A 24,605-nucleotide genomic window follows, 5' to 3' on the forward strand; every position below is an offset into this window, starting at 1 on the left:
TCTCAGGCCTCGCCGAGGACGTTCTGGACGCCGGCCACCGCGGCGCCTCGGGCCCAGTCGTTGAAGGTCAGGGGGGTGGTGACCACGTCCAGGACGCAGCGCTGGACCTCGTGCGGGCCGGGGCGCAGGCGGTCGGCTATCACCTCGGCCAGGGCGGGGGACGCGGTCAGCGCGGCGATGTCCTCGCCGGCCAGCACGATGCAGGTGGTCTGCAGGGCGCCGGCGAAAGTCGCCACCACGTGGCCGAGCGCGCGGGCGGCGGCGTCATCGAGACCGGCGCCGCGTTTTTGCAGGTCCTCGCGGTTGAGGTAGGCGGCGGCGCAGCCGGCGTGGCCCAGGGTGCAGCGCGGGCCCCGCGAGTCGATCGGTGAGTGGGCCAGCAGGTGCCCGTTGTCGATCAGCTGCTCCACCGCTATGCCCTCGCGGACCACGCCGAAGCCGAGGCCGGCGCCGACCGTGATGACGCCGAAGGTGGCGTGGGTGCGGCCGGCGCCGAACCACAGCTGTTCGCGGGCCAGGGCGGTGACGTCGTTGGTGACGATCACCGGCAGGCCGGTGCGCGCGCCGAGCGGGCCGGCCAGGTCGACCTCGCTCCAACCCAGGAAGGTGCCCTCGCGCACGACCGCACGGTCGGCCACCACGCCGCCGACGGCGACGCCGATGCCGTCCAGCGACGGGACCCGGCGGGCCAGCCTCGTGGTCAGCTGGGCCAGCACCCGGATGGCGGCCGGGACCGGCACGCCGCCGCCGGCATCCGGGCCGGGCAGCGCGGCCCGGGCGGTGGCCCGGACGTTGCCGAACATGTCGCAGACCACGCCGTACGCGGTGTCGGCGGTCAGTTTGAAGCCGGCCACGTGCCGGGCGCTGGGCACCGCGGTGAGGATCTGGCGCGGGCGGCCGATGGCCGTCTCCGGTTCCAGGGCCTCGGACGCCATGCCGCCGTCGACAAGCGCGCGGGCCAGCCGGGACATCGAGGCGTAGGAAAGTTTGAGCCGGTCGCCGAGGTCCTGGCGGGTCGCCGGGCCGTGGACCAGGAGGTGTCGCGTCACGGCGAGCTCCCCGGCGGACAAGGTCATGGAACCAGTCTACGAGTGACCCTTGTCACAGGGAGATCGGAGGCTTATTTTCAATCTGGTTGCAAATAAGTCGCCGACTGCGAGGAGGCAGCTCCCCATGGCGATCAGCACCGCTCCCCCACGCCCGCGCCGCCGGGACGACACCCGGCTGGCCATCGCGTTCATCGCACCCGCACTGATCGGCTTCCTCGTCTTCATGGTCTGGCCGACCCTGCGCGGCATCTATCTCAGCTTCACCAAGTTCAACCTGCTCACCCCGCCGGAGTTCAACGGCCTGGACAACTACGTCCGGATGGTCCAGGACCCGGTCTTCTGGAACTCGCTGAAGGTCACCGTCTACTACGTGTTCGTCAACATCGTCATCCAGACGGTGTTCGCGCTGGTCATCGCGGTGATGATGCAGCGGCTCACCAAGCGCACCTGGCTTCGCGGCGTCATCCTCACGCCGTACCTGGTGTCCAATGTGGTGGCCGCGATGGTGTTCCTGTGGATCCTCGACTACCAGCTCGGCATCGGTAACAAGGTGATCGAGATGATCGGGCTGGACCGCATCGCGTTCCTGTCCGACAGCGCCTGGGTGATCCCGACCATCGCGCTGATCAACGTGTGGCGGCACGTCGGTTACACCGCCCTGCTCATCTTCGCCGGGCTGCAGACCATTCCGGAGACGATGTACGAGGCCGGCCGGATGGACGGGGCCAGCGAGATCACCATGATGCGCCGGATCACCATTCCGCTGCTGCGGCCGATCCTGGCGCTGGTCCTGATCATCACGGTGGTCGGGTCGTTCCAGGTCTTCGACACCGTCGCGATCACCACCCGCGGCGGGCCGGTCGACTCGTCCCGGGTCCTGCAGTACTACATCTACGACATGGCGTTCGGGCGCTTCCAGTTCGGATACGCGTCGGCCATGTCGGTGGCCCTCCTGATCATTCTGGTGATCGTCACGTTCGTGCAGTACCGGCTGACCCGCGCCGAGTCGTCGGACCTGAGCTGAGGAGGAGGACGCCATGTCCACCACCACCACGCCGATCGCCGTACCGGCCGGCCGTACCGCCGAAGCCCCACCGCCGCGGCGACCGATCAACATCGGCCGTACCCTCGCCTGGGTCTTCATGGTTTTGGTTATCGTCGCCAGCCTGTTCCCGTTCTACTGGATGCTGCGCACGGCTCTGTCCAGCAACAACGCGCTCTACGCCGGGTCCGACAGCGTGCTGCCGGTGCAATTTTCCTGGGGTGGTTTCGAGCGGGTCTTCGGGCTGCAGACCGGGCAGGAGGCGATCGACGCCGGCGGCGCCGGGCAGCCGATCGCGTTCTGGCACTACCTGCTCAACTCGGTGATCGTGTCCACTCTGGTCACCGGCGGGCAGGTGTTCTTCTCGGCGATGGCCGCGTACGCCTTCGCCCGCCTGCAATGGCGGCACCGGGAGAAGGTCTTCGGGTTCTTCCTGGCCGGCCTGATGATCCCGGCGATCTTCACGCTGCTGCCGAACTTCGTGCTGATCAAGCAGTTGGGCCTGGTCGACACCCTGCTCGGGGTGGGGTTGCCGACCATGCTGATGACCCCGTTCGCGGTCTTCTTCCTGCGGCAGTTCTTCCTCGGCATCTCCCGTGAGGTGGAGGAAGCGGCGCTGGTCGAGGGCGCGTCGAAGGTGCGGGTCTTCTTCCGGCTGATCCTGCCGATGTCGTCGGCGCCGCTCGCCACCCTGGCGATCCTGACCTACATCACCTCGTGGAACGACTACTTCTGGCCGTTGATGGTCAGTTACACCGACCGGTCGCGGGTGCTCACCGTGGCGCTCGGGGTCTTCAAGTCGCAGACCCCGCAGACCGGGCCGGACTGGGCCGGGCTGATGGCCGCGACGCTGGTCGCGGCGCTCCCGATGCTCGTGCTGTTCCTGTTCTTCGCCAAGCGCATCGTCAATTCCATCGGCTTCAGCGGGATCAAGTGATGAGAAAGTTTGCGGCTTTTATGATGACAGCGCTTCTGGCCGGCTGCGGCTGGAGCGGCGCCGACGCCGCCACGTCAAGCGGCGGCGGAACCATCGAATACTGGCTGTGGGACTCCGGTCAGCAGCCCGGCTACCAGAAATGCGCCGACGAGTTCGCCGCCGCCAACCCCGGCCTGCGGGTGCACATCTCGCAGTACGGCTGGGACGTCTACTGGTCGAAACTGACCGCCGGCTTCATCGCCGACACCGCGCCCGACGTCTTCACCGACCACCTCGCCAAGTACGCCCAGTTCGTCGACCTCAAGGTGCTGCGCCCGCTGGACAACCTGGCCCCGACCAGCGACCTCGCCGACTCCGACTACCAGCCCGGCCTGGCCGAGCTCTGGAAAGGACAGGACGGCAAACGGTACGGCGCGCCGAAGGACTGGGACACCATCGCCATGTTCTACGACCGGGCCGAACTCAAGGACGCCGGCGTCGACCCGGCCTCGCTGAACACGCTGATCTGGAACCCCACCGACGGCGGCACGTTCGAGAAACTCGTCGCCCACCTGACGGTCGACACCAACGGCATCCGAGGCGACGAGGCCGGTTTCAATCCTCGTAGTATTCGCATCCACGGGCTGAGCTCGGAGGGTTCCGGCGGGGCCGGTTGGGGCCAGACCCAATGGTCGGCCTTCGCCGGAAGCGCCGGCTGGCAGGCCACCGACAAAAATCCCTGGGGTACGCGCTTCAACCTCGATTCCCCGGAACTGCAACAGACCCTGAACTGGTATTTCGGGCTGGCTCGTAAGGGATACATGCCGACCTACGAGGAGATCGGCGGCGCCAACGCGATCGGCACCGACAAGCAGATCCAGTCCGGCATCGCCGCGATGGGACTGAGCGGATCGTGGATGATCTCGACGTTCAGCAAGCTGACCGACGCGACCGGCGCGAAACTCGACATCGGCCTGGCACCCACCCCGATCGGCCCGAGCGGCAAGCGGGCGTCGATGTTCAACGGCCTCGCCGACTCGATAACCACACTCTCCAAGCACCCGGACAACGCCGCCAAGTGGGTCAAGTTCATGGCCGGCGCCCAGTGCCAGGACATCATCGGCCGCTCCGGGGTGGTGTTCCCGGCCCGGCCGGCGGCCACCGACCTGGCCATCGCCTACAACCGCGACGAACGCAAGCTCGACGTCACGCCGTTCACCGACCAGGTGAAGGACAAGACCACGTTCCTGTTCCCGGTCACCTCCAACGCCGCCGATATCCTCGCTCTGATGAACCCCCGGATGGACGCGGTCTACATCGGCAGTGCCCCGGTCTCCTCACTCACCGCGGTCAACGACCAGCTCAACAAGCTGTTCGAGGTCGCGCAGTGACGCCGCTGCACTGGCGGGCCGGCGGGGTCAGTCTGGTCCTGGACTGCACCCCGCCGCTGCTGCCCCGGGTGCTGCACTGGGGAGCCGACCTCGGCCCGGGCGACCTGTCCGGCCTGGTCGGTGCATCCGTCCCGCAGCAGGTCTCGAACAACATCGACGCCGTGATCCCGGTAAGTGTGCTGCCGGAACACTCGGTGGGCTGGGTCGGTACGCCCGGCCTGACCGGGCACCGGGACGGCACCGGGTTCTCCACCAGCTTCACCGCCGACGCGGCGACCGAGCCGTCCCCGCACCGCCTGGAGGTGACCGCGCACGACGCCGCGGTGGGATTGTCCCTGCTGCTCGAACTGGAGCTGCTGGAATCGGGGCTGGTGCGACAGCGGGTGTCGGTGACCGCAAAAACCCCGTTCACCCTCGACGGCCTGCTCCCCACCCTGCCGGTTCCGCTGGAAGCGACGGAGTTGCTCGACTTCACCGGGCGGCACCTGCGCGAGCGCAGCCCGCAGCGGCAGCCGTTCACGGTCGGCACGAGGCTGCGGGAGAACCGGCGCGGCCGCACCGGCGCCGACGCCTCGATCGTGCTGGCCGCCGGGACGGCCGGCTTCGGCTTCGCGAACGGCCAGGTGTGGGGCGTGCACGTGGCCTGGAGCGGCAACCACCGCGTTCTGGCCGAGCGCACCCCGAACGGGGATTCCCTGCTCGGCGGCGGCGAACTGCTGCTCTCCGGCGAGGTCCGGCTCGGGCCCGGCGACACCTATCGCAGCCCGTGGCTCTACGGCTCCTACGGCCGGGGGCTGGACGAACTGTCCGGGCGTTTCCATCGGCACCTGCGGGCCCGGCCCCGCTCGCCCCGGCCGGTCATCGTGAACACCTGGGAAGCCGTCTACTTCGACCATGACCTGGGCAAACTCACCGCGCTCGCGGACGCGGCGGCGGCCGTCGGGGCCGAGCGGTTCGTCCTCGACGACGGCTGGTTCCGGCATCGCCGGGACGACCACGCCGGGCTCGGCGACTGGTACGTCGACGAGACGGTCTGGCCGAAGGGCCTGCATCCGCTTGTCGACCACGTGCGCGGGCTGGGCCTGGAGTTCGGACTCTGGGTCGAGCCGGAGATGGTCAACCCCGACTCCGACCTGGCCCGGGCCCACCCCGAGTGGATCCTGGCGACCGGCGGCCGGCTGCCACCCGAGGCCCGTTACCAGCAGGTCCTCGACCTCGGGCACGCCGAGGCGTACGACTACATCCTCGGCCGGCTCGATGCCCTGCTGTCCGAGTACGACATCGCCTACCTCAAGTGGGACCACAACCGCGATCTCATCGACGCCGGCCATTCCCCCGCCGGCGAGGCCGGCATTCATAAGCAAACCCTGCAGCTGTACGCGCTGATCGACGAACTGCGGGCGCGGCATCCGGGCGTGGAGATCGAGTCCTGTTCGTCCGGCGGCTCCCGGGTCGACCTGGGCATCCTGGAACGCACCGACCGGGTCTGGTCGAGTGACTGCAACGACGCCCTGGAGCGGCAGTTCATCCAGCGCTGGACCGGCACCCTCCTGCCACCGGAGATGATCGGCGCGCACGTCGGCCCGACCGTCTCCCACACCACCGGCCGGGTGCACACCCTCGACTTCCGGGCCGGCACCGCACTGTTCGGCCACTTCGGCATCGAGTGGGACATCACCCGGGCCACCGACGAGGAGCGCGAGCGGCTGGCCGAGTGGGTGCGGCTCTACAAACAGCTGCGCGGGCTGCTGCACAGCGGCACAGTGGTGCGCTCGGACCACCCCGACCCGGCGCTGTGGGTGCACGGGGTGGTCGCGGCCGACCGGTCCGAAGCCGTCTACGCCCTGGTCGCGATGAGCACCGGGGTGTGGTCGCCACCCGGCCGGGTGCGGCTGCCCGGCCTGGACCCGGCGTCGGTCTACCGGGTCGCCCCGCTGCCGCCGGGGGACGTTTTCGAGGGGCCGGGCCGGAACCCGCTGCCCTGGTGGGGTTCCGGCGTTTCGATGACCGGGCGGATGCTGGCGGTCACCGGGGTTCAGGCGCCGGTGCTGTTTCCGGAACGGCTGGTGCTGCTGCGAGCATCGCGCTGACCTCGGCGGCGTCGACGTTCGCCCCGAAAACCGGGGTGCCGGGCTCCATCCGTACCCCCGCGGTCAGGGGCCCGGCCACGACGGGGTCGAAACCGAGCCGGTCGACCAGGACCGACACCTCGTCGGTCCGGTCGCCGGCGATCGCGATCGCCTTGCGGCCGGGCGCACCTTGCGGCCGGGCGCCCTCCTCGAGGTCGTGATAGCCCATGTGGTTGAACGCCTTGACGACCCGCGACTCGCTGAGGAACGCCTGCACCAGTTCGCTGGAGCGGGACAGGTCGTCGCGGACGCCGTCGACCTCCCACCAGTAGTTCATGGCGTCGACGACCAGCTTGCCGCGCAACTGCTCGGCCGGGATCGTGCGGTACTTGCCGAGCGGCAGCGCCAGGATCACGATGTCCGACCGCTCGGCCGCCTCGGCCGCGGTCACCACCTTCGCGCCGGGGGTGAGGACCTCGACGATGAGCCGGATCTTGGCGGGGTCGCCGGAACCGGCCATCAGAACCTCGTAGCCGGCGGCCAGCGCGAGCCGGGCCAGCACCGTGCCGACCTTGCCCGCGCCGAGAATGCCGATCGTGGTCATCTCAACCGGCCAGAATGTCGCGGACCATGGGCATCACCTTCGCGCCGAAGAGTTCGACCGCGCGCATCCGCGCGGCGGCCGGCTGGGCTCCGGCGCTGTAGATCAGATCGAAGCGGCCCACGCCGAGTTTGTCCACCGCGCGAGCGATCTTGCGGGCGACCGTCTCCGGCGAGCCGATGTACAGCGAGCCGTGCGCGACCTCGGACAGGAACTCCTCGCGGCGCAACGGCGGCCAGCCGCGCAGGGCGCCGATCCGGTCGCGCATCACCTTGTACGGGGCGTAGAACAGCTCTCTGGCCTCCTCGTCGGTGTCGGCGACGAAGCCGGGCGAGTGCATGCCGACCGGGTGGGCGGTGGTGCCGAGCTGCTCGGCGGCCCGGCGGTAGAGGTCGACGTAGGGGGCGAAGCGCGCCGGGTCACCGCCGATGATGGCCAGCATCATCGGCAGGCCGTAGCGCGCGGTGCGGACCACCGACTGGGGTGAGCCGCCGACGCCGACCCAGGTGGCCAGCCGGCCGGACTCGGTCTTCGGGAACACGTCGGCCTCGTCCAGGGCGGCCCGGGTGGTGCCGCTCCAGGTGACCGGCTTCTCGTCGAGGAGCTTCACGAACAGGTCGAGCTTCTCCTCGAACAGCACGTCGTAGTCGCTCATGTCGTACCCGAACAGCGGGAACGACTCGGTGAACGACCCGCGCCCGAGAATGACCTCGGCCCGGCCGTTGGACAGCGCGTCCACGGTCGCGAACCGCTGGAACACCCGGACCGGGTCGTCCGAGCTCAGCACGGTGACCCCGGAGGCCAGCCGGATGCGGTTGGTCTGCCCGGCGATGCCGGCCAGCACGGTCTCCGGGGTGGAGATCGAGTACTCCGGGCGGTGGTGCTCGCCGAGCGCGATCACGTCCACGCCGAGCTCGTCGGCGACCACCGCCTCGGCCACCACCTGACGGATCGCGGCGGCGTGCGAGCTGCCCTCCGGAACATCGCCGAAGGTGTCGAGGCCGAACTCCAGGTCTGTCATGTCACCCCTCCTATGATTGACACGTCAACCACAGGGGGTGGGAGTTTATGCCCGGGCCACGGAGACTGCCGTCACGTTCGGAACTGGACGTCTGGCGCGACTTCATCGAGACCACCGAGGTGCTGCGCACCCAGATCGGCGGCCGGCTGCAGCACGACACCGGCCTGTCGACCGGCGACTACAGCGTGCTGCTCGCCCTCAGCGAGGCCCCCGACCGGCGGCTGCGCTCCTCCGAGCTGGCCGCCGGCGTCGGCTGGGAACGCAGCCGGCTGTCCCATCACCTGGCCCGGATGGAACGCCGCGACCTGATCACCCGCGAGGGCCACGCCACCGACAGCCGTGGCGCGGTGGTGGTGCTGGCCCCGGCCGGCGCCGCCGCGTTCCAGGCCGCCACGGTCCCGCACCTGCGAGCGGTGCGCGAGCTCTTCGTCGACGCCCTCACCCCGGCCCAGCTGGCCGCGGCGGGAGAGATCGCCACGGCACTGCGCCGGCATTTAGACTCGTCCGCATGAAGGCCCCGAAAAAGTCGATCCTGTCGTACAAATCCGAGGGTTCCGTGCTCAGCCTCTGGTCGAACGGGTCGGTTCTGTCGATCGGGTCCACCGGGTCGGCGCTGTCGATCGGATCGATCGGGTCGTACGGGTCGATCCTGTCGATCGGGTCGTTCCTCAGCGTCGGGTCGGTGCTGTCGGCCGTGTCGATCGTGTCAGTGCTGGCCTGGCGCTCGCGCGGCGCTCTCCTCGCTTCCGGCGACCGTCACCGCCCAGCTCGAAAGTAAGCGCAGCGCGTCCGCGGCGGCCGTGCCCGGCTCGGCGCTGTACGCGGTGAGGGTCAGGCCCGGGTCGGCCGGCATCGGCATGGCCTCGAAGCCGAGCTCCAGGTAGCCCACCACCGGGTGCTGGAAATACTTCACCCCGGTCTGGTGCAGGCGCACGTTGTGCGCACCCCAGCGGGTGCGGAACTCGTCGCTGCGGGTGGCCAGCTCGCCGACCAGGTCGGTCAGTGCCCGGTCGTACGGGTCGCGGCCGGCCTCGGTGCGCAGCAGCGCGACAGTGGTGTTGGCGGCCTCGTCCCAGCCGGGGTAGAGCTGCTCGGCGCGCGGATCCAGGAAGCAGAAGCGGGCCAGGTTCACCGGGGTGGTCTCGAAGGCGTACGAGTAGAGGGCGCGCGCCAGCCGGTTGGCGGCGAGCACGTCGAGGCGGCCGTTGCGAACGAACGCCGGCGCGTCGGTCATCGCGTCCAGCAGGTGCTGGGTGGCCGGGCGGACCTGCTGTTTCCCGCCGGGCCGGCGCCGGCTGCGCGGCTGGGAGGCGGCGCGGGCCAGGTCGTACAGGTGGGAGCGCTCGGCCTCGTCCAGGCGCAACGCCCGGCTCAGGGCGTCCAGGACGCTGTCCGACACCCCTGACAGGTTGCCGCGTTCGAGGCGGGTGTAGTAGTCCGGGCTCACCCCGGCCAGCATCGCCACCTCGGCCCGGCGCAGCCCGGCGACCCGGCGGCTGCCCCCGAAATCCGGCAGACCGGCCTGCTCCGGGGTGATCCGGGCCCGCCGGGAGGCCAGGAACTCGCGAATGTCGTCCCGGTTGTCCACGTCACCCACGCTACTTTTCGCGGCGCGGCCGAAGGGGGCCCTGCCATTACCTGCTTCGCCAGGCACTCCCTGCTGCCCGATCCGCCCGCTTTCATGGGTGACATGCGACAGGCAATCATCTACGCCCCCGGCGACGTACGCGTCGAAGAGCGCGACCGCCCCACCATCCTCAAGCCCACCGACGCGATCCTGCGGGTGTCGGCCGCCTGCGTGTGCGGGTCGGACCTGTGGCCGTGGCGCGGCATCGAGCCGGTCGGCGACGCCCACCCGATGGGCCACGAGTACGCCGGGATCGTCGAGGAGGTCGGCGCCGAGGTCACCACGATCAGGCCGGGCCAGTTCGTGGTCGGGTCGTTCTTCGCCTCCGACAACACCTGCGAGATCTGCCAGGCCGGTTATCAGAGCCGCTGCGTGCACGCCGAGCTGGTCGGCGGCGCCCAGGGCGATTACCTGCGGGTGCCGCTCGCCGACGGCACCCTGGTGGCCACCCCCACGGTGCCCGACGCGGACCTGATCCCGTCCCTGCTGACCGCCTCGGACGTGCTCGGCACCGGCTGGTTCGGCGCGGTCGCCGCCCAGGCCGGCCCGGGTAAGACGGTCGCGGTGGTCGGCGACGGCGCGGTCGGCCTGCTCGCGGTCCTGGCCGCCAGGCAGCTGGGCGCCGACCGGATCATCGCGATGAGCCGGCACGCCTCCCGGCAGCGGCTGGCCCGCGAATTCGGCGCCACCGACATCGTCACCGAACGCGGCGACGAGGGCGTCGCCAAGATCAAAGAAATGACCGGCGGGTACGGCGCACACTCGGTCATCGAGGCGGTCGGCACCCAGGAGTCGATGATGCAGGCCATCCACTCCACCCGCCCCGGCGGACACGTCGGCTACGTCGGCGTCGGCCACGGGGTCGAGCTGCCCGGCCTGGAGTTGTTCTTCTCCGGGGTGCACCTGCACGGCGGCCCGGCCCCGGTGCGGCGCTTCCTGCCCGACCTGATCAACCGGATCCTCCACCGCGAGATCAACCCCGGCAAGGTCTTCGACCTGACCCTGCCGCTGGACGACGCGGCCGAGGGCTACCGCGCGATGGACGAACGCCGAGCGATCAAAACCCTGCTCACCATGAACGGATAAGCATGGAACTCAAGCCCGTAAGCCCCACGGTGAAGACCCCCGCCTCATGGTTCACCGGCGACGTCTACCTGACCCCGATCCACACCGGCGCCGGCCCGTCCCGGCTGACCGTCGGCCTGGTGCGATTCACCCCCGGAGCCCGCACCAACTGGCACGCACACGCGGTGGGCCAGACCCTGCACGTCACCGAGGGGGTCGGCCTGGTCGGCACCCGCGACGGCGAGGTCTTCCGGATCCACGCCGGCGAGACGGTGGTCTGCCCACCCGGCGAGGAACACTGGCACGGCGCCACCCCGGACACCTTCATGAGCCACCTGGCCATGGTCGAGGCCACCCCCGACGGCAGCGACCCCACCACCTGGCTGGCCCCGGTAACCGACGACGAGTACAAGACCGCCGACCAGACCTAGACACCTTTCGCGCTCGAGGCCGGGCGTTCCACACCCGCCATACCGATCGGCGCGCGCCGATTCCCAAAGAAACCAACCGCCCTCTCCCCCGACGGCCCGGCGTCCAAAAACCGGCCACTTTCGCCCAAAAAGAGCAAATCCCTTCTTCAGTACGCCCCGACCCACTCCCGTGGCACTCGGTCCCGGTAGGCGCAACTCACCCTCCGCGCGCCCGCCCCGGGCGGTCCCGACCCAAGACCTCAACCCCACCCCACCCCGCCAGCGGGTGCCGGCGCACCTCGCTGACCGGGACAAACATCAGCCTCTGGGGTGGGTGTTCGGTTGCGCGAGAGGCGCGGCACGCGCCGGTGTTGCAGGCCGCCGCGCGGTGGCGGCGGTCGGGGGTAAATGCGGTTGTCTACTGCGTCGCCCGTACCGGAAAGGGTTTCGTTTCTTGGGGCTCTGATTCTGAAAGGTGTCTAGCTCTAGCGGCTCAGAGCCAGCTCCGCGAAGCGGGCGGCTATGCGGCGGTGGGCGGCGGCGTCCGGGTGCAGGGCGTCCGGCAGCGGCAGCTCGGCGTGGTCGGCCTCGCCGTACAGGTCGAGGCCGTTGACGTAAAGCAGTTGGGGGTCGGTGGCTGCGCGCTCGGCGACGATCCGGGCCAGGTGCTCGCGGATCACCGTGAGGGTCAGCTTTCCGGCGGCCCGCTCGGCCGGGTCGCCGGTGGCCCGGAAGCGGATCCGGCCCTCGCGCAGCGCGTCCGGGTCGAAGGCGCCCGGGCCGGGCGTGTCCTCGTGGATCGGGCAGTAGATCGGCGAGGCGACCACCAGCGGCGTGTCCGGGTGGCCGTCCCGGATCGTGTCCAGGAAGCCGTGCACGGCCGGGACGAACGCGCGCAGCCGCATCACGTCGGTGTTCACCAGGTTGATGCCGATCTTCACGCTGAGCAGGTCGGCTGGGGTGTCCCGGATGGTGCGGGCGGTGAACGGGTCGAGCAGCGCGTTGCCGGACAGGCCCAGGTTGATCAGCTCGAGGCCGCTCTGCCGGGCGGCCAGGGCCGGCCAGGTGGAGGCCGGGCTGGCGGCGTTCGAGCCCTGGCTGATCGAGCTGCCGTGGTGCAGCCAGACCGGTCGCCGGGTCGCGGACGGTTCGATCGGGGCGTCGGCCCGCAGCGCCACCAGGTCGGCCGCCTCGGTGTGCGGGAGCCAGATCTCGACCTCCTTGGCGGTGGCCGGCAGGCCGGTGAACGCGATCGTGCCCGGCTCGCCCACCCGGTGCTCGATGGTGCCGGTGGTCATGTCGATGGTGTGCACGGTGCCGCCGGGGATGGTGGCCTGCGCGACCAGCTCGCCGTCGACGAGCAGGTCGTAGACGCCGTCCGGGCGGGGCGGGACGCCGCGGTAGGCCCAGCGGGTCGGCAGGGCATCCAGCTCGATCCCCGTGGCGGCGGTGCGGAAGACCAGGCGTACGCCCGAAGGTTGCGCCTCCACCATCTGCGGCTGGAAGTCGGGGGTCTGCGCGCGGGCCCAGGCCGGCAGCCGATGCGGCCGCAGGCCGCGCCCGATCCGCTCCACCTCGAGGGCGCCGCGCAGCAGGTCCGGAGTGATCTCGATGTCGTGCATGTGTCCCCTACTCATCGGGCCAGTGCCTCAGCAGTGCGTCCAGCGCGTCCATGGCACGCGACCAGGAGCGCTCCGAACTCGGCGAACTGTGGTCGAAGCCGCCGGCCAGCTCCAGGCTCACGTAACCGTGGAAGGTCGCGCCGAGAACGCGTACGGCATGGGTCTCCTCGGCCTCGGGCACGTCGTAGCCGCGCAGAATCGCCCTGATCATCTCGGTGTGCCGGAGTCCGGCACTGGCCGCGGCGGTCGCCGGGTCGAGCGGCATCCGGGCCGCGGCGTAGCGGCCGGGATGCGCGCGGGCGTAGTCGCGGTAGACGTTGCCGAGCGCGGTCAGCGCGTCCCGGCCGGACCGGCCGGCCAGCGCCACCAGACCTCGATCGGCCAGCTCGGCCAGAGCCAGCAGGGCGACCCGGGTCTTGAGGTCGTGCGTGCTCTTCACGTGCGAATAGAGGCTCGGCACCGACACCTCGAACCGGCGGGCCAGCGCCGACAGGCTGACCTGCTCGAACCCGGCTGCATCGGCCAGCTCGGCCGCGGCCTCGGCCAGTCGTTCCGCGGTAAGCCCCGCACGCGCCACACGCCACCTCCCCCAATTGCCTATGCTATCTAAGCAAAAACCTAAAGGCTTTAGGAAGGGTACGGATGCGCTTCGATGGCTGGATCGCCGGCCTAGGCACCGCCAGTGGCGTGCGGCTCGTGCTGGGGCATTGGCCGGGGTCGCCGTTCGGGCCGGTCAGCGACGTCATGATCGAGCACGCGAGCGGCCACCGGGAGCTGCTCGCGCCGACCGAGGAGCTGGCCCGGTTCGTCGCCGACACCTACTCCTTCGACCAGGTGCGAATCGTGCCGGTGACGGTCGAACGGTCCGGGCCGGAGTGGGCCGTCGCGGCCGGGCCGCTCAGCCTGCGATTCACCACCGGTGGGCGCGGAGCGCTGGGGTGGCTGCTGCGCGCGGTGCCGCCGGTCCTGGCCCGGCAACTTCCGTGGGTTCGGCTGATCGACGTGCCGGCCCGGCTGCTGACCGGCGTGCGCACCTACGGCAGTGCGGGGAACGGCCGCCGCGAGTGGTATGCCGTGCAGGACCTGCACCGGATCACCGCGGCCGGCGCGACGCTCGACGGCGTGGATCTGGGACCGCTCAGCGACGTCGACCCACCGGTGCGGTTCGGCTTCGGCTCGACGCCACGCTCCCCGTCCCTGGCCCGCATCACCACCACGGTCCGGGTGTCCGGGCGAATGGCCGGGAAGTGAGCACTGGTTGACCTTCCGGGTGAACAACGGATCACCGCAGAATCCGCCATCAGGGCGCACGCGTTGTCCCGTTTAGTTTCCGGGGGGAATTCCACATGGCTCACAGTCAGAACGGGTGGTCGGCCGGCACGCCGACCACGATCGGTGGTCTCGACAAGTCACCGGTACCGGGCACGAAGATCAAGCTGCCGCAGGGGGTGCGCAAGGGTGATGTGGCGACAGTGCTGCTCTACGTCGCCGAGCGGTTCCACCATTCCGTCGAGGCTCTGCACGCGGATCAGTGCTGGGGGTACAACTATCGCAAGGTCCGCGGCTCGGAGAGCACCCTCTCGAACCATGCCTCGGGCACCGCGATCGACCTCAACGCTCCGGCGCACCCGCTGGGCAAAGCCGGCACCTTCAACGCCAAGCAGGTCGCCGCGATCCGCAAGATCCTGGATTTCTGCGACGGGGCGGTGCGCTGGGGCGGCGACTATCGAACGCGTAAGGACGAGATGCACTTCGAGTTGATCAAGGACGCCTCCGACGTCGCCCTGATCGCCAAGAAGATCCACGTCGCGCGGGCCGACGCGGCGGCGCATGCCAAACTGGCCGAGACCAGCCTGCTCGACCCGGCAACGATCCGGCGCTGGCAGCAAATTATGCACACCCCGGCGGACGGGGCGATCCACGAGCCGTCGGATCTGGTCAAGGCTGTGCAGCGACACCTCAACAAGCACGGCGGCAAGCTGACCGTCGACGGCCTCGGCCTGGCTCGGGGCACGAAGACCAAGACCGTCGCGGCGCTGCAGAAATATCTCGGCATCCGAGCCACCGGGATCCTGCCCAAGGGCAAGTCGGCCACGGTCCTCACGCTCCAGAAGCGCCTCAACACCGGCACGTTCTGATCGCGACGGTCCGCTAGGCTGGACGCTTTCCCGGCCACTGTCGTGAGTGGATGGCGTTCCGCATGGATGTCGGCAGCGCGCTCGACCACCAACTCAGGAAGGCCCGCATGCGGGCCTTCCTCGGTCGCGCCCGGGAGCTGGCCGCTTTCCGGGCGGCCCTGGCCCGGCAACCCAGCTACACGGTGCTCTACCTGTACGGTCCGGGCGGCATCGGCAAATCCACGCTTCTGCAGCGCATCGCCGATGAGATCCCAGCCGTCTTTCTCGAGCCGGGCGCCGAACCGGGCACCGAACCAGCGCCGCTGATTCTGATCGACGGCCTCGACCGCCTCGACCGGCCGGCGGAATGGCTTCGCGAGAAGGTGCTGCCGACCGGCCCGGTGATCGTGGTAGCCGCTCGGCAGCCGCCCTCCGCACAGTGGCGCGCCGACCTTGGCTGGAACGACATCCTGCGGCCGCTGCCGCTGGGGCCGCTGACTCCCGCCGAGTCGGCCGCGCTGCTGCACACGCACCGGGTGCCGGCCGACCGGCACGCCGCAGTGCTGGCCTTCTGCTGCGGCAATCCGCTGGCGCTGCGGGTGGCCGCGCAGTTGGTCACCGGCGACCGCGACGCGACCGACGACGACATCTGCCGCGACGTCGCGGCGTCGATCGCCGACCAGTTGCTCGGCGACCTCCCGTCACCGGCCCATCGGCAGGCCGTGGAGGCAATCGCGCACGCCTGGCGGACCAACGAGGAGTTGCTGCGCGCCGCGCTCCCCGGTGAGGATGCCGCGACCCTGTTCAGCTGGCTGCGAGCTCAGCCGTTCACCGCGGCCGACGCCCGCGGCGTCTACCCGGTCGACGCGGTGCGCAACGTCGTGGAGGCCGACCTTCGGTGGCGCGACGAGAACCGCTTCGCGGCCATGCATACCAGGATCAAAACCCACTTGATCGTACGCGCGCGGACCGCTACCGGCAGCGCCGAGCTGCCCAACGCCGCCGACGTGATATTCGTGCAGCGCCACGAGAACCGCCTGTGGCCGTACTTCACCAGGCTCTACGGATTCGAGGTGACCGAGCACCCGTACGATCCGGCCGACCGGCCGCAGGTGCTGGAGATGGCGCGGGCGGCCGAGGGCCCGGAGAGCGCGGCCATCGCGGACTTCTGGCTCGGCCGGCAGCCAGCCGCGTTCCGGGTCTATCGCCGCGCCGGGAATCTGTGTGCTTTCGGCGCCCGGCTGCGGCTGAGCCGGCCCGACGACGACGAACTCGCCGCGGATCCGGTCGTCGCCACGGCCTGGGCCCGCACGCAGCGCGTCACGCCGCTGCGGCCGGGCGAACACCTGAACATTGCCCGGTTCAACGTCGAACCCGCGGCCTACTACCGGCCGTCCGAGGCGATGGACCTGATGCGGCTGCGCCTGGCCGCGACCATCATGTGTGAGGACGGCCTGGCCTGGTCGGTGATTCTGACCCCCGACCTGTTCTGGGCACCGACCATCGAGCGCAGCCACACCCGTGATGCCGGGCCGCCGATCACCGTCGGCGGCCGCGACTATTTCCTGTTCTCGCAGTGCTTCGGGGCGATGCCGATCACCGCCTGGTCGGACGTCGGCGTCGACCTGATGATGGAGCGCCGCCCCCGGTCGGTGCCCCGCGCGGCCTCGCCGTGGAACCGGGACGACTTCGACGAGGCGGTCCAGCAGGCATTGCGCTGCTGGCGGCGCACCGACGAACTCGCCGAAACCGACCTGACCCACAGCCGGCTGGCCCTCGAGGCGGGCAACGGCGACCCGGTGGCCGGTCTGCGCCGAGTCCTGGAAGCCGCGCTCGGGACACTCCGCGACGATCCCCGCCAGCAGCGGTACCACCGAGTCCTGCAGGTCACCTACCTCGACGGGGTGCCCAGCCAGCAGGCCGCCGCCGACCGCCTGCATCTGCCCTTCAGCACGTACCGCCGGCACCGGCAACGCGGCCTGACGGCCCTCTGCGACCTGCTCTGGAAGGTCGAGACGCACGGCATAGGAGTGCTTTCGTAACTAGGGTTTCGGGGCTTCGATCGCGGCCGCACCCGCCGCGGACGCCCGCAGTGAGGTGGCCGCGCCCGGGTCCTGGGCGGCGGTCGGCGGCTTGGCGCCGGTTGTTCGCAGGGAGACCAACCTGGAGAGTACGTCGAACCAGAACGGTGCCCCGAGCATCAGCAACAGTGCCGTGACCAGCCAGCCGGCGAGGTGCGACACGGTCCACGCGGCGTCGCTCCAGTGGGTGCCGTGCTCCCAGCCGACCGGCAGGCCGAGACCGGCGAGGTCCTGCACCGTTTCCACGTTCTTGGTTACCAGGCCGTCGCCGGTGGGGCTCTTCGCGGCGGCCTGCTCGGCGGCGTCCAGGGCGGCCTGCCGGACGGCCGGCTGCTGCCACAGGGTCTGGGCGGTGTGGAACGCGGACACGTTGCCGGCCACCGCCAGACCCAGCCCGACGACGAACAGCACGCCGGTGGCCCACCGCTTGTAGGCGCCGCTGAGCCGGCCCATCGTTTCGTCGTACCAGTTCTCCAGGGCGGCCTTCGCGTCCAGCGCCAGCGACTCGCCGTCGGTCTTGAAGTTCTTCAGGCGCTTGTTCACGCCCTCGACCGGCGTCTCGGTCAGCTTGTCGGTCAACTCGTCGATGGCGTCGGCGAACGAGCGGGCCGACAGGTAGGCGGGGCCGACGTCCTTGCGGAACCAGCGCCGGCCCTTGCTCGCCGCCATCTCCGCCGACTGGTAGATCGAGGTGCCCTTGAACAGCGTCAGGGCCTGCTTGGCGGCGTCGTCGAAGGTCGTGCTGCCGCTGAGCATCTGGCCGATCGTCTCTTCGAGGTCCTTCGCCCGCTTGCGCAGCAGCCGCGAGGTGCCCTCCACGATGGCCGAAGCCAGCGTGGCCACGACGAAGAAGACCAGGGCGAGCCCGATCGTGGTTTCCAGTGCCAGCGAGCCGAACATCCTGGGGAGGCTAGCGGTCTTAGTTGGAGAAGGCGAGGTACAGCAGGGCAGCCAAAGCGACCACCATCAGGAGGATGAGGCCGCCGACGATCAGGGTCACCGCGGTGCCGCCGCCGTCCTTCTCGTACGGGATGTCCTGCTTGTCGTCGGCCACGGTGGTTCCTCCTGCGTTAGTGGACGCGGGGAGGTTAACTACCAAGATCCATCAGGGGCGAGGCGTCATTCCGCAGCGCGAAACGCGTCACCGGACGTCATCGCGTGGTCGCGGTCAGGACGCTGCGGACCAGGCGGCCGGCCCGGTGCAGTTCGGGGCCGGGGTAACGCATCGTGGAGGCCAGCACGGCCAAGGCGCCGACCACCCGGCCACTGACGTGCACCGGCACCGCGGCGCCGGACATGCCGGGCAGGAACTCGCCGGACTGGATGGCGTAACCGCGCGCCCGGCTGGCCGCCACGTCGGCGGCCAGGGCGTCGGGGTCGACGATGGACGAGGTGGTGCGCGGGGTGAGCCGCAGTTTCGGCACGACCGAGGCCAGGCCGGACGGCGGCAACCCGGAGAGTACGGCCTTGGCCAGGCAACCGGTGGCGATCGCGTACCGGTGCCCGACCGCCGAGGTGGCCGCGGCCGGTTGCACCGGGTGCCGCTTGCCGATGATGAGCAGCGACAGCGACGACCAGTCGACCTCGGCGATCAGCACCGTCTCGCCGGTCATCCGGGCCAGCTCGTCGGCGGCCGGCCCGGCCCGGTGGGTGATCGCCGAACTCTCGGTGACCTGGCTGCCCAGCTCCAGCAGCCGCACCCCGAGCAGGTAGGCACCGTCCTCGTCCTGCCGCAGGAAACCGCGGTCGATCAGGGTGACGGCAAGCCGGCGGACGCTCGGGCGGGGCAGCCCGACCGCCTCGGCCAGCTCGGACAGGGTCAACCGGGGGTGCGCGGAACTGAACGCGCTGAGGATGTCCAGCGCGCGCCCGACCGACCGAACCTCCCCGGTCACAGCTTGCGGGCCACCGCCCCGTACGCGTCGATGTGCTCGACCTCGCCCGGTTCCGGCCGCCACGAGGTGATCTCGGTGAGGCCAGGCTCGATGATCTCGAAGCCCTCGAAGCAGGTCGCCAGCTCGGCCGGGCTGCGCAGAATGTACGGAACGCCGCCGCTCTCGGCCAGTTTCTCGGCGCCGGCCACCACCGCCGGGGTGGTGTCGGTGCCGTCCCACAGCACGACGAAGCTGCCGGGCGCGGTGGCGGCCATGATCGTGCGGACGATCCGGTGGATCTCGGCCACCTCGGGCTCGTAACCCATCACACCCATGAACATGACCGCGACCGGCTGCGAGAAGTCGATCGTCTCGGCCGCCTGCTCGAGGATCCCCTCGGGGTCGTGGTAGTCGGCCGGCACGTAGTTGGTGACGCCCTCGGCGGTGGTGCCGCGCAGCAGAGCGCGGGCGTGCACCAGCACCATCGGGTCGTTGTCGACGTAGACGATGCGCGACTCGGGGGCGATGTTCTGCGCGACCTCGTGCGTGTTCTGCATGGTGGGCAGGCCGGTGCCGACGTCGAGGAACTGGCGGATGCCGGCCTCGGCGGCCAGGTAGCGCACCACCCGGATCAGGAACTGCCGGGAGAACCGGGCCATCAGCGCGATCTCCGGGTAGACCCCGACGACCGCGTCACCGGCCGCGCGGTCGGCGGCGAAGTTGTCCTTGCCGCCCATCCAGTAATTCCAGATGCGCGCGGCATGCGGGATGTCAGCCTGGAGCTCTTTCGACAGGTCCTCGTCCGTCATGGCGCTCTTTCTATGCCACCGGCTAGATTTTGTCCAACAAGGACTCAGTGAACGCAGCGTACATATCCGGCGTCGGCCTTGCGGTAGTTGGTGTAGCCGTCGTCGTAGTTGAGCGCCCACCGCCGGGTGCGGTCGGGTGCGGCGGCGGTGGAAGTCCAGTACCAGCCGTTCTTCACCGTGTTTAGATATGCGTCTAGATCGATGGCGGGGGCCACCCGGGTCTCGTCGACGGTGGTGGAAAGTTCCCGCAGGGTGGGCAACCGCATCCCAAGATCGGCACACTGCGTGTCGGCCGCCGTCGCGGTCATGGTCGCCGACGACCCGCTGCGCTGCCAGGTGAGCCCGGTCGCCGGATCGGTCACCTGGTCGCCGGAGATTTCGTATTTCGGCCGCCCACCGCCCTCGCCGGACCGCACGCACCGAACCTGATACGACCCGGACTGATAGGCCCCGTTGGACGCCAGCCCCTCGTAGAAGTTGATGATCCAGGCACGCAGCGGCTCCTTGGTGACCGCCCACGGCGACGACGTCCAGAAGAACTGCGCCGGCGTGCCCGGGAATGCCGTCCTGTCGATCGCCGGCCCCGATCGCGACGGATCGACGATCGAGGTCAGCTCGATCCGGCTCGGCAGATGCCAGCCGCCACCGTCCAGGTCGAGCCCCGCGCAGTAGGTCTTCGCCTCGGTGAACGTGTGCGTCGCCGGCGCCACCGCCTTCTGCCACACCAGGCAGGTCGATTCGTCGCGGACGGTCCCATTGCCCAGGTCGGCGTAGTCGGGTGACGCCACCATCGGCCAGCTCGCCCAGATCCGATCCAGCCCCGCCCCGCAGCCGGCCGCCTTAACAGCGGCGACGGCCTTCTTCTTGGTGGCCTTCGAGGCAGTCGGCGAAGGCTTCGTCGGAGAGGGCGACGCTGGGAGGGATGGTGCCGGCTCCGCGACGAAGCTGGGCGCGGCCAGGATCTGGGCGGTCGGCTGCGGCTTCGCGTCCGGCATTCGGGCGTACGCGAACCCGCCGCCCACAAGCACCACCGCGGCCGCGACCGCCGCCACGAGCAACAGCCCGCCCTTGCGGGCCCGCCGGTCACTGCGTTCCCGCATCATTTTCCCCTTTCGGCCGGGCGAGGATAAATTGCTTTTCACCCCTCTGTCAAACGGCGGCCGAATAGACGGCAGGCAGATATAGCTTTTGCCGGGCCGGGCTAGCCACAGTCTCCTGACCTGCGGTTACGTGTGATTATCGCGGAGCTGGCCGACGTACGCAATTAAGATTTTCTTAAGGCCTTCGGGATTTTGTAATCACGCAACCAGGTGGCATTTATGCACGATCACAGCCTGGCGCCCTAAGGTAGGCAGCATGGAACTGTTCAGCGAGGAGCGCTCGGCCGAGGTGGTCGCCGCCAGCTTCGGCGAGGCCGCCGATCCGCGACTCCGGCACGTGATGACGTCGCTGGTCAGGCACCTGCACGCGTTCGTGAAAGACGTCGAGCTGACCGAGGCCGAGTGGGCCACCGCGATCGACTTCCTGACCCGCACCGGCCAGAAGAGCGACGCGTCCCGCCAGGAGTTCATCCTGCTCTCCGACGTGCTGGGCGTGTCGATGCTGGTCGAGACGGTCAACCATCGCGCCACCGGCGACTCGACCGAGTCGACCGTGCTCGGCCCGTTCCACGTCGTCGAGTCGCCGCCGCGCGAGGTGGGTGACTCGATCGCGCTCGACGACAAGGGCACCCCGTGCCTGGTGTCCGGCCAGGTCACCGGCCCGTCCGGGGAGCCGGTCGCGGGCGCGACGGTCGACGTGTGGCAGGCCAACGAGGACGGCTTCTACGACGTGCAGCAGCCCGGCATCCAGCCGGCGGGCAACCTGCGTGGCCTGTTCCACACCGATGCCGAGGGCCGCTTCTGGTTCCGCTCGGTGGTGCCCCGCTTCTACCCGATCCCGTCCGACGGCCCGGTCGGCGAGTTGCTGGCGGCCGCCGGCCGGCACCCCTATCGCCCCGCCCACCTGCACTTCATCGTCACCGCGGCGGGTTATCGCCCGGTGACCACGCACGTGTTCGTGGCCGGCAGCCCCTACCTCGACTCGGATGCCGTCTTCGGGGTCAAGGAAAGCCTGGTCCGCGACGTGCCCCTGGTCGACGATCCGGCCCGGGCGGCCACCGCGGGCCTGGACAACCCGTTCCGCGCACTGACCTTCGACATCGGATTGCTGCACTCATGATCGGCGGATTCGCCTACAGGGCGTTACCGATGCGGGTGGTGTTCGGGGCCGGCTCGCTGTCCTCGCTTCCCGCCGAGGTGACGGCGCTGGGCCTCCGCCGGGTGCTGGTGCTGTGCGGTCCCCGGCAGGAAGACACCGCCAAACTGATCGCGTCGTCGCTGGGCGACCGGGCCGTGGGCATTCTCCCCGAGGCGACGATGCACGTGCCGGCGGCGACCGCGTCCCGGGCCGTCGAGGTGGCGACCGCGCTGGGCGCCGACGGCTGCGTCGCGGTCGGCGGCGGCTCGTCGATCGGCCTGGGCAAGGCGGTCGCCAAGGAGTTGGGGCTGCCGGTGGTGGCGGTCCCGACGACGTATGCGGGTTCGGAGATGACCCCGGTCTGGGGCCTGACGTCAGACGGCGTGAAGCGCACCGGCCGCGACCCGCGAGTGCTCCCGGTGAGCGTCATCTACGACCCGACACTCACTGTCTCGATGCCCGCCGCGCTCTCGGTGACCAGCGGTTTCAACGCGATAGCCCACGCGGTGGAGGGCCTCTACGCCCCCGACGCCTCGCCGATCGTGTCGCTGATGGCCGAGGAAGGCGCCCGCTCCCTGGTGTCGGCGTTGCCCGGGGTGGTCGCCGACGGCAGCGACCTGACCGCGCGCACGGCGGCGTTCCATGGCGCGTGGTTGTGCGGCGCGGTGCTCGGCGCCACCACGATGTCCCTGCACCACAAGCTGTGCCACGCCCTGGGCGGCACGCTGGGCCTCCCGCACGCGGAAACCCACACCGTGGTGCTGCCGCACGTGCTGGCCTTCAACGCGCCGTTCGCCCCGGCCGCGGTCAGCGCGCTGAGCCGGGCTTTCGACACCACCGAGCCGGCCCGCTACCTGTGGGACCTGGCCGACAGCCTCGGCGCCCCCGGCTCCCTGTGCGAGCTGGGCATGTCCTTCGCCGACATCGACGAGATAGCCGACGCCGTCGTGGCCACGCCTTATGCCAACCCACGCCCGGTAACCCGCGACATCGTGGCGTCCCTGCTACGAGCCGCCTGGGAGGGCGCCCTCACCGAGTAACCGTCATGAGCGCCTGATTCAGGCGGATATCCGCACCTCGCGGGCCTTGCGCGTGATGTCGGCGGCGAAGTTGGGGGTCTCCTCCTCGCAGTGCCGCCGGATGAACAGCCCCAGCACGATCGTGCGCGCCAAGACCGCCAGTACGGGAGGCAGGATCACCTCGACGCGGCAGGCGAACGTGGCCGACGTTGCGGACTTGGGCGTGGTGGTGAGCGTCCATCGCACCGCGCCGGTCACCGGGACGAGATGGAACAGGAAGATGCGGCTCGCGGCCGAGTACATTTCGACGAACGACTTCTCCGCCCGCACGACCCGGTAGTGCTGGATGATGAGATTGCCGCCCACCGACTCGGTGTTGACCATGCCGCGGCCTTTTTCATCGGTGAACGTGCCCGCACCGTGGTGGCCTCGCGCACAGGCCTGATATTCGTCGTCGGAGAGGCCGAACAGCCAGTTCTCCAGGTCGATCTCGGGGTTGGGCAGTTCAACCGTCGCCAGTGCGGTGTGCTTGATGGTCATCGTGTTGCCCCTCGTCGATGGGGCCGGCGGCGGAAATCCGCACGCCCAGCTCGCACAGGCTCCGTCGAGGCACTTGATGACGACTGGATCGGGTCGTCCAGTGCCTGTCAATCAGCCGGGATCTACGTTGCCCGCCAAAGATTCCCCCTTCTTCGGCGAGGTGACACCCATGGCCCTGGACGAAGCCACGGCTCAGTTCTTGAAGCAACTGGGCGAGGCGGGCAGCAGCCCGCTGCACGAGTTGACCCTGACGGCGGCCCGCACCATGTACGCGCAGCTGCACAGCCTGTCCGGTCAGGGACCGCCGATGGCCCGCATCGCGGACGTCACCATCGAATCGGAGGACGGCGCCTCGATCCCGGCCCGCGTCCTGACCCCGACCACGACCCCGCGCGGCGTGATCGTGTACTACCACGGCGGCGGCTGGACCGTCGGCAGCATCGACGACGTCGACGCCGTGGGCCGGCACCTGGCCGAGCGCACGAACTGCACCGTCGTCCTGGTGGGCTACCGCCTCGCCCCCGAACACCCCTTCCCGGCCGCGTCCCGCGACGCCTACGCCGCCCTGTGCTGGGTCGCCGTGGCGCTGCCCGGACAGCCGATCGTCGTGGCCGGCGACAGCGCGGGCGGCAATCTCTCGGCCGTCGTGGCCCGGCGAACCCGGGACGACGGTGGCCCGGTCATCGACTTGCAGGTGCTCATCTACCCGGCCACCGACTGCGACCTGGACCGAGCCTCCTACCACGACCCGGCCAATCAGCTCCTGCTCGATCGGCACGCGATGGTCTGGTTCTGGGACCACTATGTGCCCGACCCGGCTCGGCGCGCGGACCCGGACGCCTCTCCCCTGCTGGCCGTGGACCTGTCGGGCTTGCCGCCCGCCGTGTTCGTGCTCCCGGAGCACGACGTGCTGAGTGAGGAGGGCGAAGCCTACGCCGAGCGGTTGCGTCAGGCCGGCGTGCCCGTCCAGCTCCAGCGGGCCGCCGGCCAGATGCACGCCTTCTTCCCTCTGGTCGGCGTGCTGCCGGGCAGTCTGGCCGCGCTCACCCGGGTCGCGGAGTCGATAGACGCGGCCCTGACCCGGCCCAAATGATGTACGTATTGCTAAGGTGCG

Annotated in this window: 26 protein-coding genes; 14 read left to right on the top strand and 12 right to left on the bottom strand. The window is 70.0% G+C overall.

What is annotated here, in order from left to right:
- Positions 1-2 precede the first annotated feature (2 nt).
- Complete coding sequence (locus Ate02nite_RS40710; RefSeq protein WP_203813267.1) at positions 3-1,076, bottom strand: ROK family transcriptional regulator; 1,074 nt, start codon at positions 1,074-1,076, stop codon at positions 3-5.
- Positions 1,077-1,173: 97 nt separating this feature from the next.
- On the opposite strand from Ate02nite_RS40710, the gene Ate02nite_RS40715 reads away from it, so the two are divergent.
- From Ate02nite_RS40715 to Ate02nite_RS40730, 4 genes are read left to right on the top strand one after another with little or no spacing between them, the layout of a single operon-like run.
- Complete coding sequence (locus Ate02nite_RS40715; protein ID WP_203813268.1) at positions 1,174-2,073, top strand: carbohydrate ABC transporter permease; 900 nt, start codon at positions 1,174-1,176, stop codon at positions 2,071-2,073.
- Positions 2,074-2,086: 13 nt separating this feature from the next.
- A complete protein-coding gene (locus tag Ate02nite_RS40720; RefSeq protein WP_239148074.1) occupies positions 2,087-3,028 on the top strand; it encodes a carbohydrate ABC transporter permease in 942 nt (313 codons plus the stop codon).
- A 20-nt stretch (positions 3,029-3,048) separates the two neighbouring features.
- Complete coding sequence (locus Ate02nite_RS40725; protein ID WP_239148075.1) at positions 3,049-4,398, top strand: ABC transporter substrate-binding protein; 1,350 nt, start codon at positions 3,049-3,051, stop codon at positions 4,396-4,398.
- Positions 4,395-6,488 (top strand): alpha-galactosidase, encoded by a 2,094-nt coding sequence (locus Ate02nite_RS40730; RefSeq protein ID WP_203813270.1) that lies wholly within the window; start codon positions 4,395-4,397, stop codon positions 6,486-6,488. Before Ate02nite_RS40725 ends, Ate02nite_RS40730 begins: the two co-directional genes overlap by 4 nt.
- On the opposite strand, the gene Ate02nite_RS40735 is transcribed toward Ate02nite_RS40730, so the two are convergent.
- The gene (locus Ate02nite_RS40735) at positions 6,424-7,071 is read right to left on the bottom strand and encodes an NADPH-dependent F420 reductase (protein ID WP_203813271.1); all 648 of its coding nucleotides are present in this window, start codon (positions 7,069-7,071) and stop codon (positions 6,424-6,426) included. The genes Ate02nite_RS40730 and Ate02nite_RS40735 overlap by 65 nt on opposite strands.
- Position 7,072: 1 nt before the next feature.
- Positions 7,073-8,089: an LLM class flavin-dependent oxidoreductase gene (locus tag Ate02nite_RS40740; protein ID WP_203813272.1), complete on the bottom strand. Its 1,017-nt coding sequence runs from the start codon at positions 8,087-8,089 to the stop codon at positions 7,073-7,075.
- Positions 8,090-8,136: 47 nt separating this feature from the next.
- Between Ate02nite_RS40740 and Ate02nite_RS40745 the strand changes: the two genes are divergently transcribed.
- Positions 8,137-8,601, top strand: coding sequence for a MarR family winged helix-turn-helix transcriptional regulator (locus Ate02nite_RS40745; protein WP_203813273.1), 465 nt, complete (start codon positions 8,137-8,139; stop codon positions 8,599-8,601).
- On the top strand, positions 8,598-8,867 hold the full coding sequence (locus tag Ate02nite_RS40750) for a hypothetical protein (protein ID WP_203813274.1): 270 nt from the start codon (positions 8,598-8,600) through the stop codon (positions 8,865-8,867). Before Ate02nite_RS40745 ends, Ate02nite_RS40750 begins: the two co-directional genes overlap by 4 nt.
- Here Ate02nite_RS40750 and Ate02nite_RS40755 read toward each other — a convergent pair.
- A complete protein-coding gene (locus Ate02nite_RS40755; RefSeq protein WP_203813275.1) occupies positions 8,796-9,677 on the bottom strand; it encodes a helix-turn-helix transcriptional regulator in 882 nt (293 codons plus the stop codon). The genes Ate02nite_RS40750 and Ate02nite_RS40755 overlap by 72 nt on opposite strands.
- Before the next feature lie 102 nt (positions 9,678-9,779).
- Here Ate02nite_RS40755 and Ate02nite_RS40760 point away from each other — a divergent pair, with 102 nt between their 5' ends.
- Both Ate02nite_RS40760 and Ate02nite_RS40765 read left to right on the top strand, forming a co-directional pair.
- Positions 9,780-10,802: a zinc-dependent alcohol dehydrogenase family protein gene (locus Ate02nite_RS40760; RefSeq protein WP_203813276.1), complete on the top strand. Its 1,023-nt coding sequence runs from the start codon at positions 9,780-9,782 to the stop codon at positions 10,800-10,802.
- A gap of 2 nt (positions 10,803-10,804) precedes the next feature.
- Positions 10,805-11,212, top strand: a complete 408-nt coding sequence (locus Ate02nite_RS40765) for a (R)-mandelonitrile lyase (protein ID WP_203813277.1) — start codon at positions 10,805-10,807, stop codon at positions 11,210-11,212.
- A gap of 464 nt (positions 11,213-11,676) precedes the next feature.
- Here Ate02nite_RS40765 and Ate02nite_RS40770 read toward each other — a convergent pair whose 3' ends face one another.
- Entirely contained in the window at positions 11,677-12,828 is a 1,152-nt protein-coding gene (locus Ate02nite_RS40770) for an SGNH/GDSL hydrolase family protein (protein ID WP_239148076.1), read from the bottom strand.
- On the bottom strand, positions 12,821-13,390 hold the full coding sequence (locus Ate02nite_RS40775; RefSeq protein WP_203813278.1) for a TetR-like C-terminal domain-containing protein: 570 nt from the start codon (positions 13,388-13,390) through the stop codon (positions 12,821-12,823). The genes Ate02nite_RS40770 and Ate02nite_RS40775 overlap by 8 nt, the downstream gene beginning before the upstream one ends.
- Positions 13,391-13,455: 65 nt before the next feature.
- Between Ate02nite_RS40775 and Ate02nite_RS40780 the strand changes: the two genes are divergently transcribed.
- The 3 genes from Ate02nite_RS40780 to Ate02nite_RS40790 all read left to right on the top strand — a co-directional run bounded on the left by Ate02nite_RS40780 (position 13,456) and on the right by Ate02nite_RS40790 (position 16,972).
- Positions 13,456-14,064, top strand: a complete 609-nt coding sequence (locus Ate02nite_RS40780) for a hypothetical protein (protein ID WP_203813279.1) — start codon at positions 13,456-13,458, stop codon at positions 14,062-14,064.
- 95 nt (positions 14,065-14,159) lie between these two features.
- The gene (locus tag Ate02nite_RS40785) at positions 14,160-14,951 is read left to right on the top strand and encodes a M15 family metallopeptidase (protein ID WP_203813280.1); all 792 of its coding nucleotides are present in this window, start codon (positions 14,160-14,162) and stop codon (positions 14,949-14,951) included.
- 50 nt (positions 14,952-15,001) lie between these two features.
- Positions 15,002-16,972, top strand: a complete 1,971-nt coding sequence (locus tag Ate02nite_RS40790) for a hypothetical protein (RefSeq protein WP_203813281.1) — start codon at positions 15,002-15,004, stop codon at positions 16,970-16,972.
- Here the strand turns inward: Ate02nite_RS40790 and Ate02nite_RS40795 are convergent, their stop codons facing one another.
- The 5 genes from Ate02nite_RS40795 to Ate02nite_RS40810 form a co-directional block, all read right to left on the bottom strand.
- The gene (locus Ate02nite_RS40795) at positions 16,973-17,911 is read right to left on the bottom strand and encodes an MLKL N-termimal domain-containing protein (protein WP_203813282.1); all 939 of its coding nucleotides are present in this window, start codon (positions 17,909-17,911) and stop codon (positions 16,973-16,975) included.
- Positions 17,912-17,930: 19 nt separating this feature from the next.
- Entirely contained in the window at positions 17,931-18,065 is a 135-nt protein-coding gene (locus Ate02nite_RS49605) for a hypothetical protein (protein ID WP_275422995.1), read from the bottom strand.
- A 97-nt stretch (positions 18,066-18,162) separates the two neighbouring features.
- The gene (locus tag Ate02nite_RS40800; RefSeq protein WP_203813283.1) at positions 18,163-18,906 is read right to left on the bottom strand and encodes an IclR family transcriptional regulator; all 744 of its coding nucleotides are present in this window, start codon (positions 18,904-18,906) and stop codon (positions 18,163-18,165) included.
- Positions 18,903-19,694: an SAM-dependent methyltransferase gene (locus Ate02nite_RS40805; protein WP_203813284.1), complete on the bottom strand. Its 792-nt coding sequence runs from the start codon at positions 19,692-19,694 to the stop codon at positions 18,903-18,905. The genes Ate02nite_RS40800 and Ate02nite_RS40805 overlap by 4 nt, the downstream gene beginning before the upstream one ends.
- 44 nt (positions 19,695-19,738) lie before the next feature.
- Entirely contained in the window at positions 19,739-20,794 is a 1,056-nt protein-coding gene (locus Ate02nite_RS40810) for an Lcl C-terminal domain-containing protein (RefSeq protein WP_203813285.1), read from the bottom strand.
- Positions 20,795-21,050: 256 nt separating this feature from the next.
- Here Ate02nite_RS40810 and Ate02nite_RS40815 point away from each other — a divergent pair, with 256 nt between their 5' ends.
- On the top strand, positions 21,051-21,914 hold the full coding sequence (locus tag Ate02nite_RS40815; RefSeq protein ID WP_239148077.1) for an intradiol ring-cleavage dioxygenase: 864 nt from the start codon (positions 21,051-21,053) through the stop codon (positions 21,912-21,914).
- Between the two features lie 29 nt (positions 21,915-21,943).
- A complete protein-coding gene (locus Ate02nite_RS40820; RefSeq protein ID WP_239148078.1) occupies positions 21,944-22,972 on the top strand; it encodes a maleylacetate reductase in 1,029 nt (342 codons plus the stop codon).
- Between the two features lie 18 nt (positions 22,973-22,990).
- Here Ate02nite_RS40820 and Ate02nite_RS40825 read toward each other — a convergent pair whose 3' ends face one another.
- A complete protein-coding gene (locus Ate02nite_RS40825; RefSeq protein WP_203813287.1) occupies positions 22,991-23,491 on the bottom strand; it encodes a hypothetical protein in 501 nt (166 codons plus the stop codon).
- A gap of 169 nt (positions 23,492-23,660) precedes the next feature.
- Between Ate02nite_RS40825 and Ate02nite_RS40830 the strand changes: the two genes are divergently transcribed.
- The gene (locus Ate02nite_RS40830) at positions 23,661-24,584 is read left to right on the top strand and encodes an alpha/beta hydrolase (protein ID WP_203813288.1); all 924 of its coding nucleotides are present in this window, start codon (positions 23,661-23,663) and stop codon (positions 24,582-24,584) included.
- Positions 24,585-24,605: the final 21 nt, after the last annotated feature.

The organism is Paractinoplanes tereljensis, from assembly GCF_016862435.1.
In the GTDB taxonomy this organism is placed as follows: Bacteria; Actinomycetota; Actinomycetes; order Mycobacteriales; family Micromonosporaceae; genus Actinoplanes; species Actinoplanes tereljensis.

Coding starts and splice junctions, on each gene's coding strand:
- Ate02nite_RS40710 (WP_203813267.1), bottom strand. CDS start 1,076: ATGACCTTGTCCGCCGGGGAGCTCGCCGTGACGCGACACCTCCTGGTC.
- Ate02nite_RS40715 (WP_203813268.1), top strand. CDS start 1,174: ATGGCGATCAGCACCGCTCCCCCACGCCCGCGCCGCCGGGACGACACC.
- Ate02nite_RS40720 (WP_239148074.1), top strand. CDS start 2,087: ATGTCCACCACCACCACGCCGATCGCCGTACCGGCCGGCCGTACCGCC.
- Ate02nite_RS40725 (WP_239148075.1), top strand. CDS start 3,049: ATGATGACAGCGCTTCTGGCCGGCTGCGGCTGGAGCGGCGCCGACGCC.
- Ate02nite_RS40735 (WP_203813271.1), bottom strand. CDS start 7,071: ATGACCACGATCGGCATTCTCGGCGCGGGCAAGGTCGGCACGGTGCTG.
- Ate02nite_RS40740 (WP_203813272.1), bottom strand. CDS start 8,089: ATGACAGACCTGGAGTTCGGCCTCGACACCTTCGGCGATGTTCCGGAG.
- Ate02nite_RS40745 (WP_203813273.1), top strand. CDS start 8,137: ATGCCCGGGCCACGGAGACTGCCGTCACGTTCGGAACTGGACGTCTGG.
- Ate02nite_RS40750 (WP_203813274.1), top strand. CDS start 8,598: ATGAAGGCCCCGAAAAAGTCGATCCTGTCGTACAAATCCGAGGGTTCC.
- Ate02nite_RS40760 (WP_203813276.1), top strand. CDS start 9,780: ATGCGACAGGCAATCATCTACGCCCCCGGCGACGTACGCGTCGAAGAG.
- Ate02nite_RS40765 (WP_203813277.1), top strand. CDS start 10,805: ATGGAACTCAAGCCCGTAAGCCCCACGGTGAAGACCCCCGCCTCATGG.
- Ate02nite_RS40770 (WP_239148076.1), bottom strand. CDS start 12,828: ATGAGTAGGGGACACATGCACGACATCGAGATCACTCCGGACCTGCTG.
- Ate02nite_RS40780 (WP_203813279.1), top strand. CDS start 13,456: ATGCGCTTCGATGGCTGGATCGCCGGCCTAGGCACCGCCAGTGGCGTG.
- Ate02nite_RS40785 (WP_203813280.1), top strand. CDS start 14,160: ATGGCTCACAGTCAGAACGGGTGGTCGGCCGGCACGCCGACCACGATC.
- Ate02nite_RS40790 (WP_203813281.1), top strand. CDS start 15,002: ATGGCGTTCCGCATGGATGTCGGCAGCGCGCTCGACCACCAACTCAGG.
- Ate02nite_RS40795 (WP_203813282.1), bottom strand. CDS start 17,911: ATGTTCGGCTCGCTGGCACTGGAAACCACGATCGGGCTCGCCCTGGTC.
- Ate02nite_RS40805 (WP_203813284.1), bottom strand. CDS start 19,694: ATGACGGACGAGGACCTGTCGAAAGAGCTCCAGGCTGACATCCCGCAT.
- Ate02nite_RS40810 (WP_203813285.1), bottom strand. CDS start 20,794: ATGCGGGAACGCAGTGACCGGCGGGCCCGCAAGGGCGGGCTGTTGCTC.
- Ate02nite_RS40815 (WP_239148077.1), top strand. CDS start 21,051: ATGGAACTGTTCAGCGAGGAGCGCTCGGCCGAGGTGGTCGCCGCCAGC.
- Ate02nite_RS40820 (WP_239148078.1), top strand. CDS start 21,944: ATGCGGGTGGTGTTCGGGGCCGGCTCGCTGTCCTCGCTTCCCGCCGAG.
- Ate02nite_RS40825 (WP_203813287.1), bottom strand. CDS start 23,491: ATGACCATCAAGCACACCGCACTGGCGACGGTTGAACTGCCCAACCCC.
- Ate02nite_RS40830 (WP_203813288.1), top strand. CDS start 23,661: ATGGCCCTGGACGAAGCCACGGCTCAGTTCTTGAAGCAACTGGGCGAG.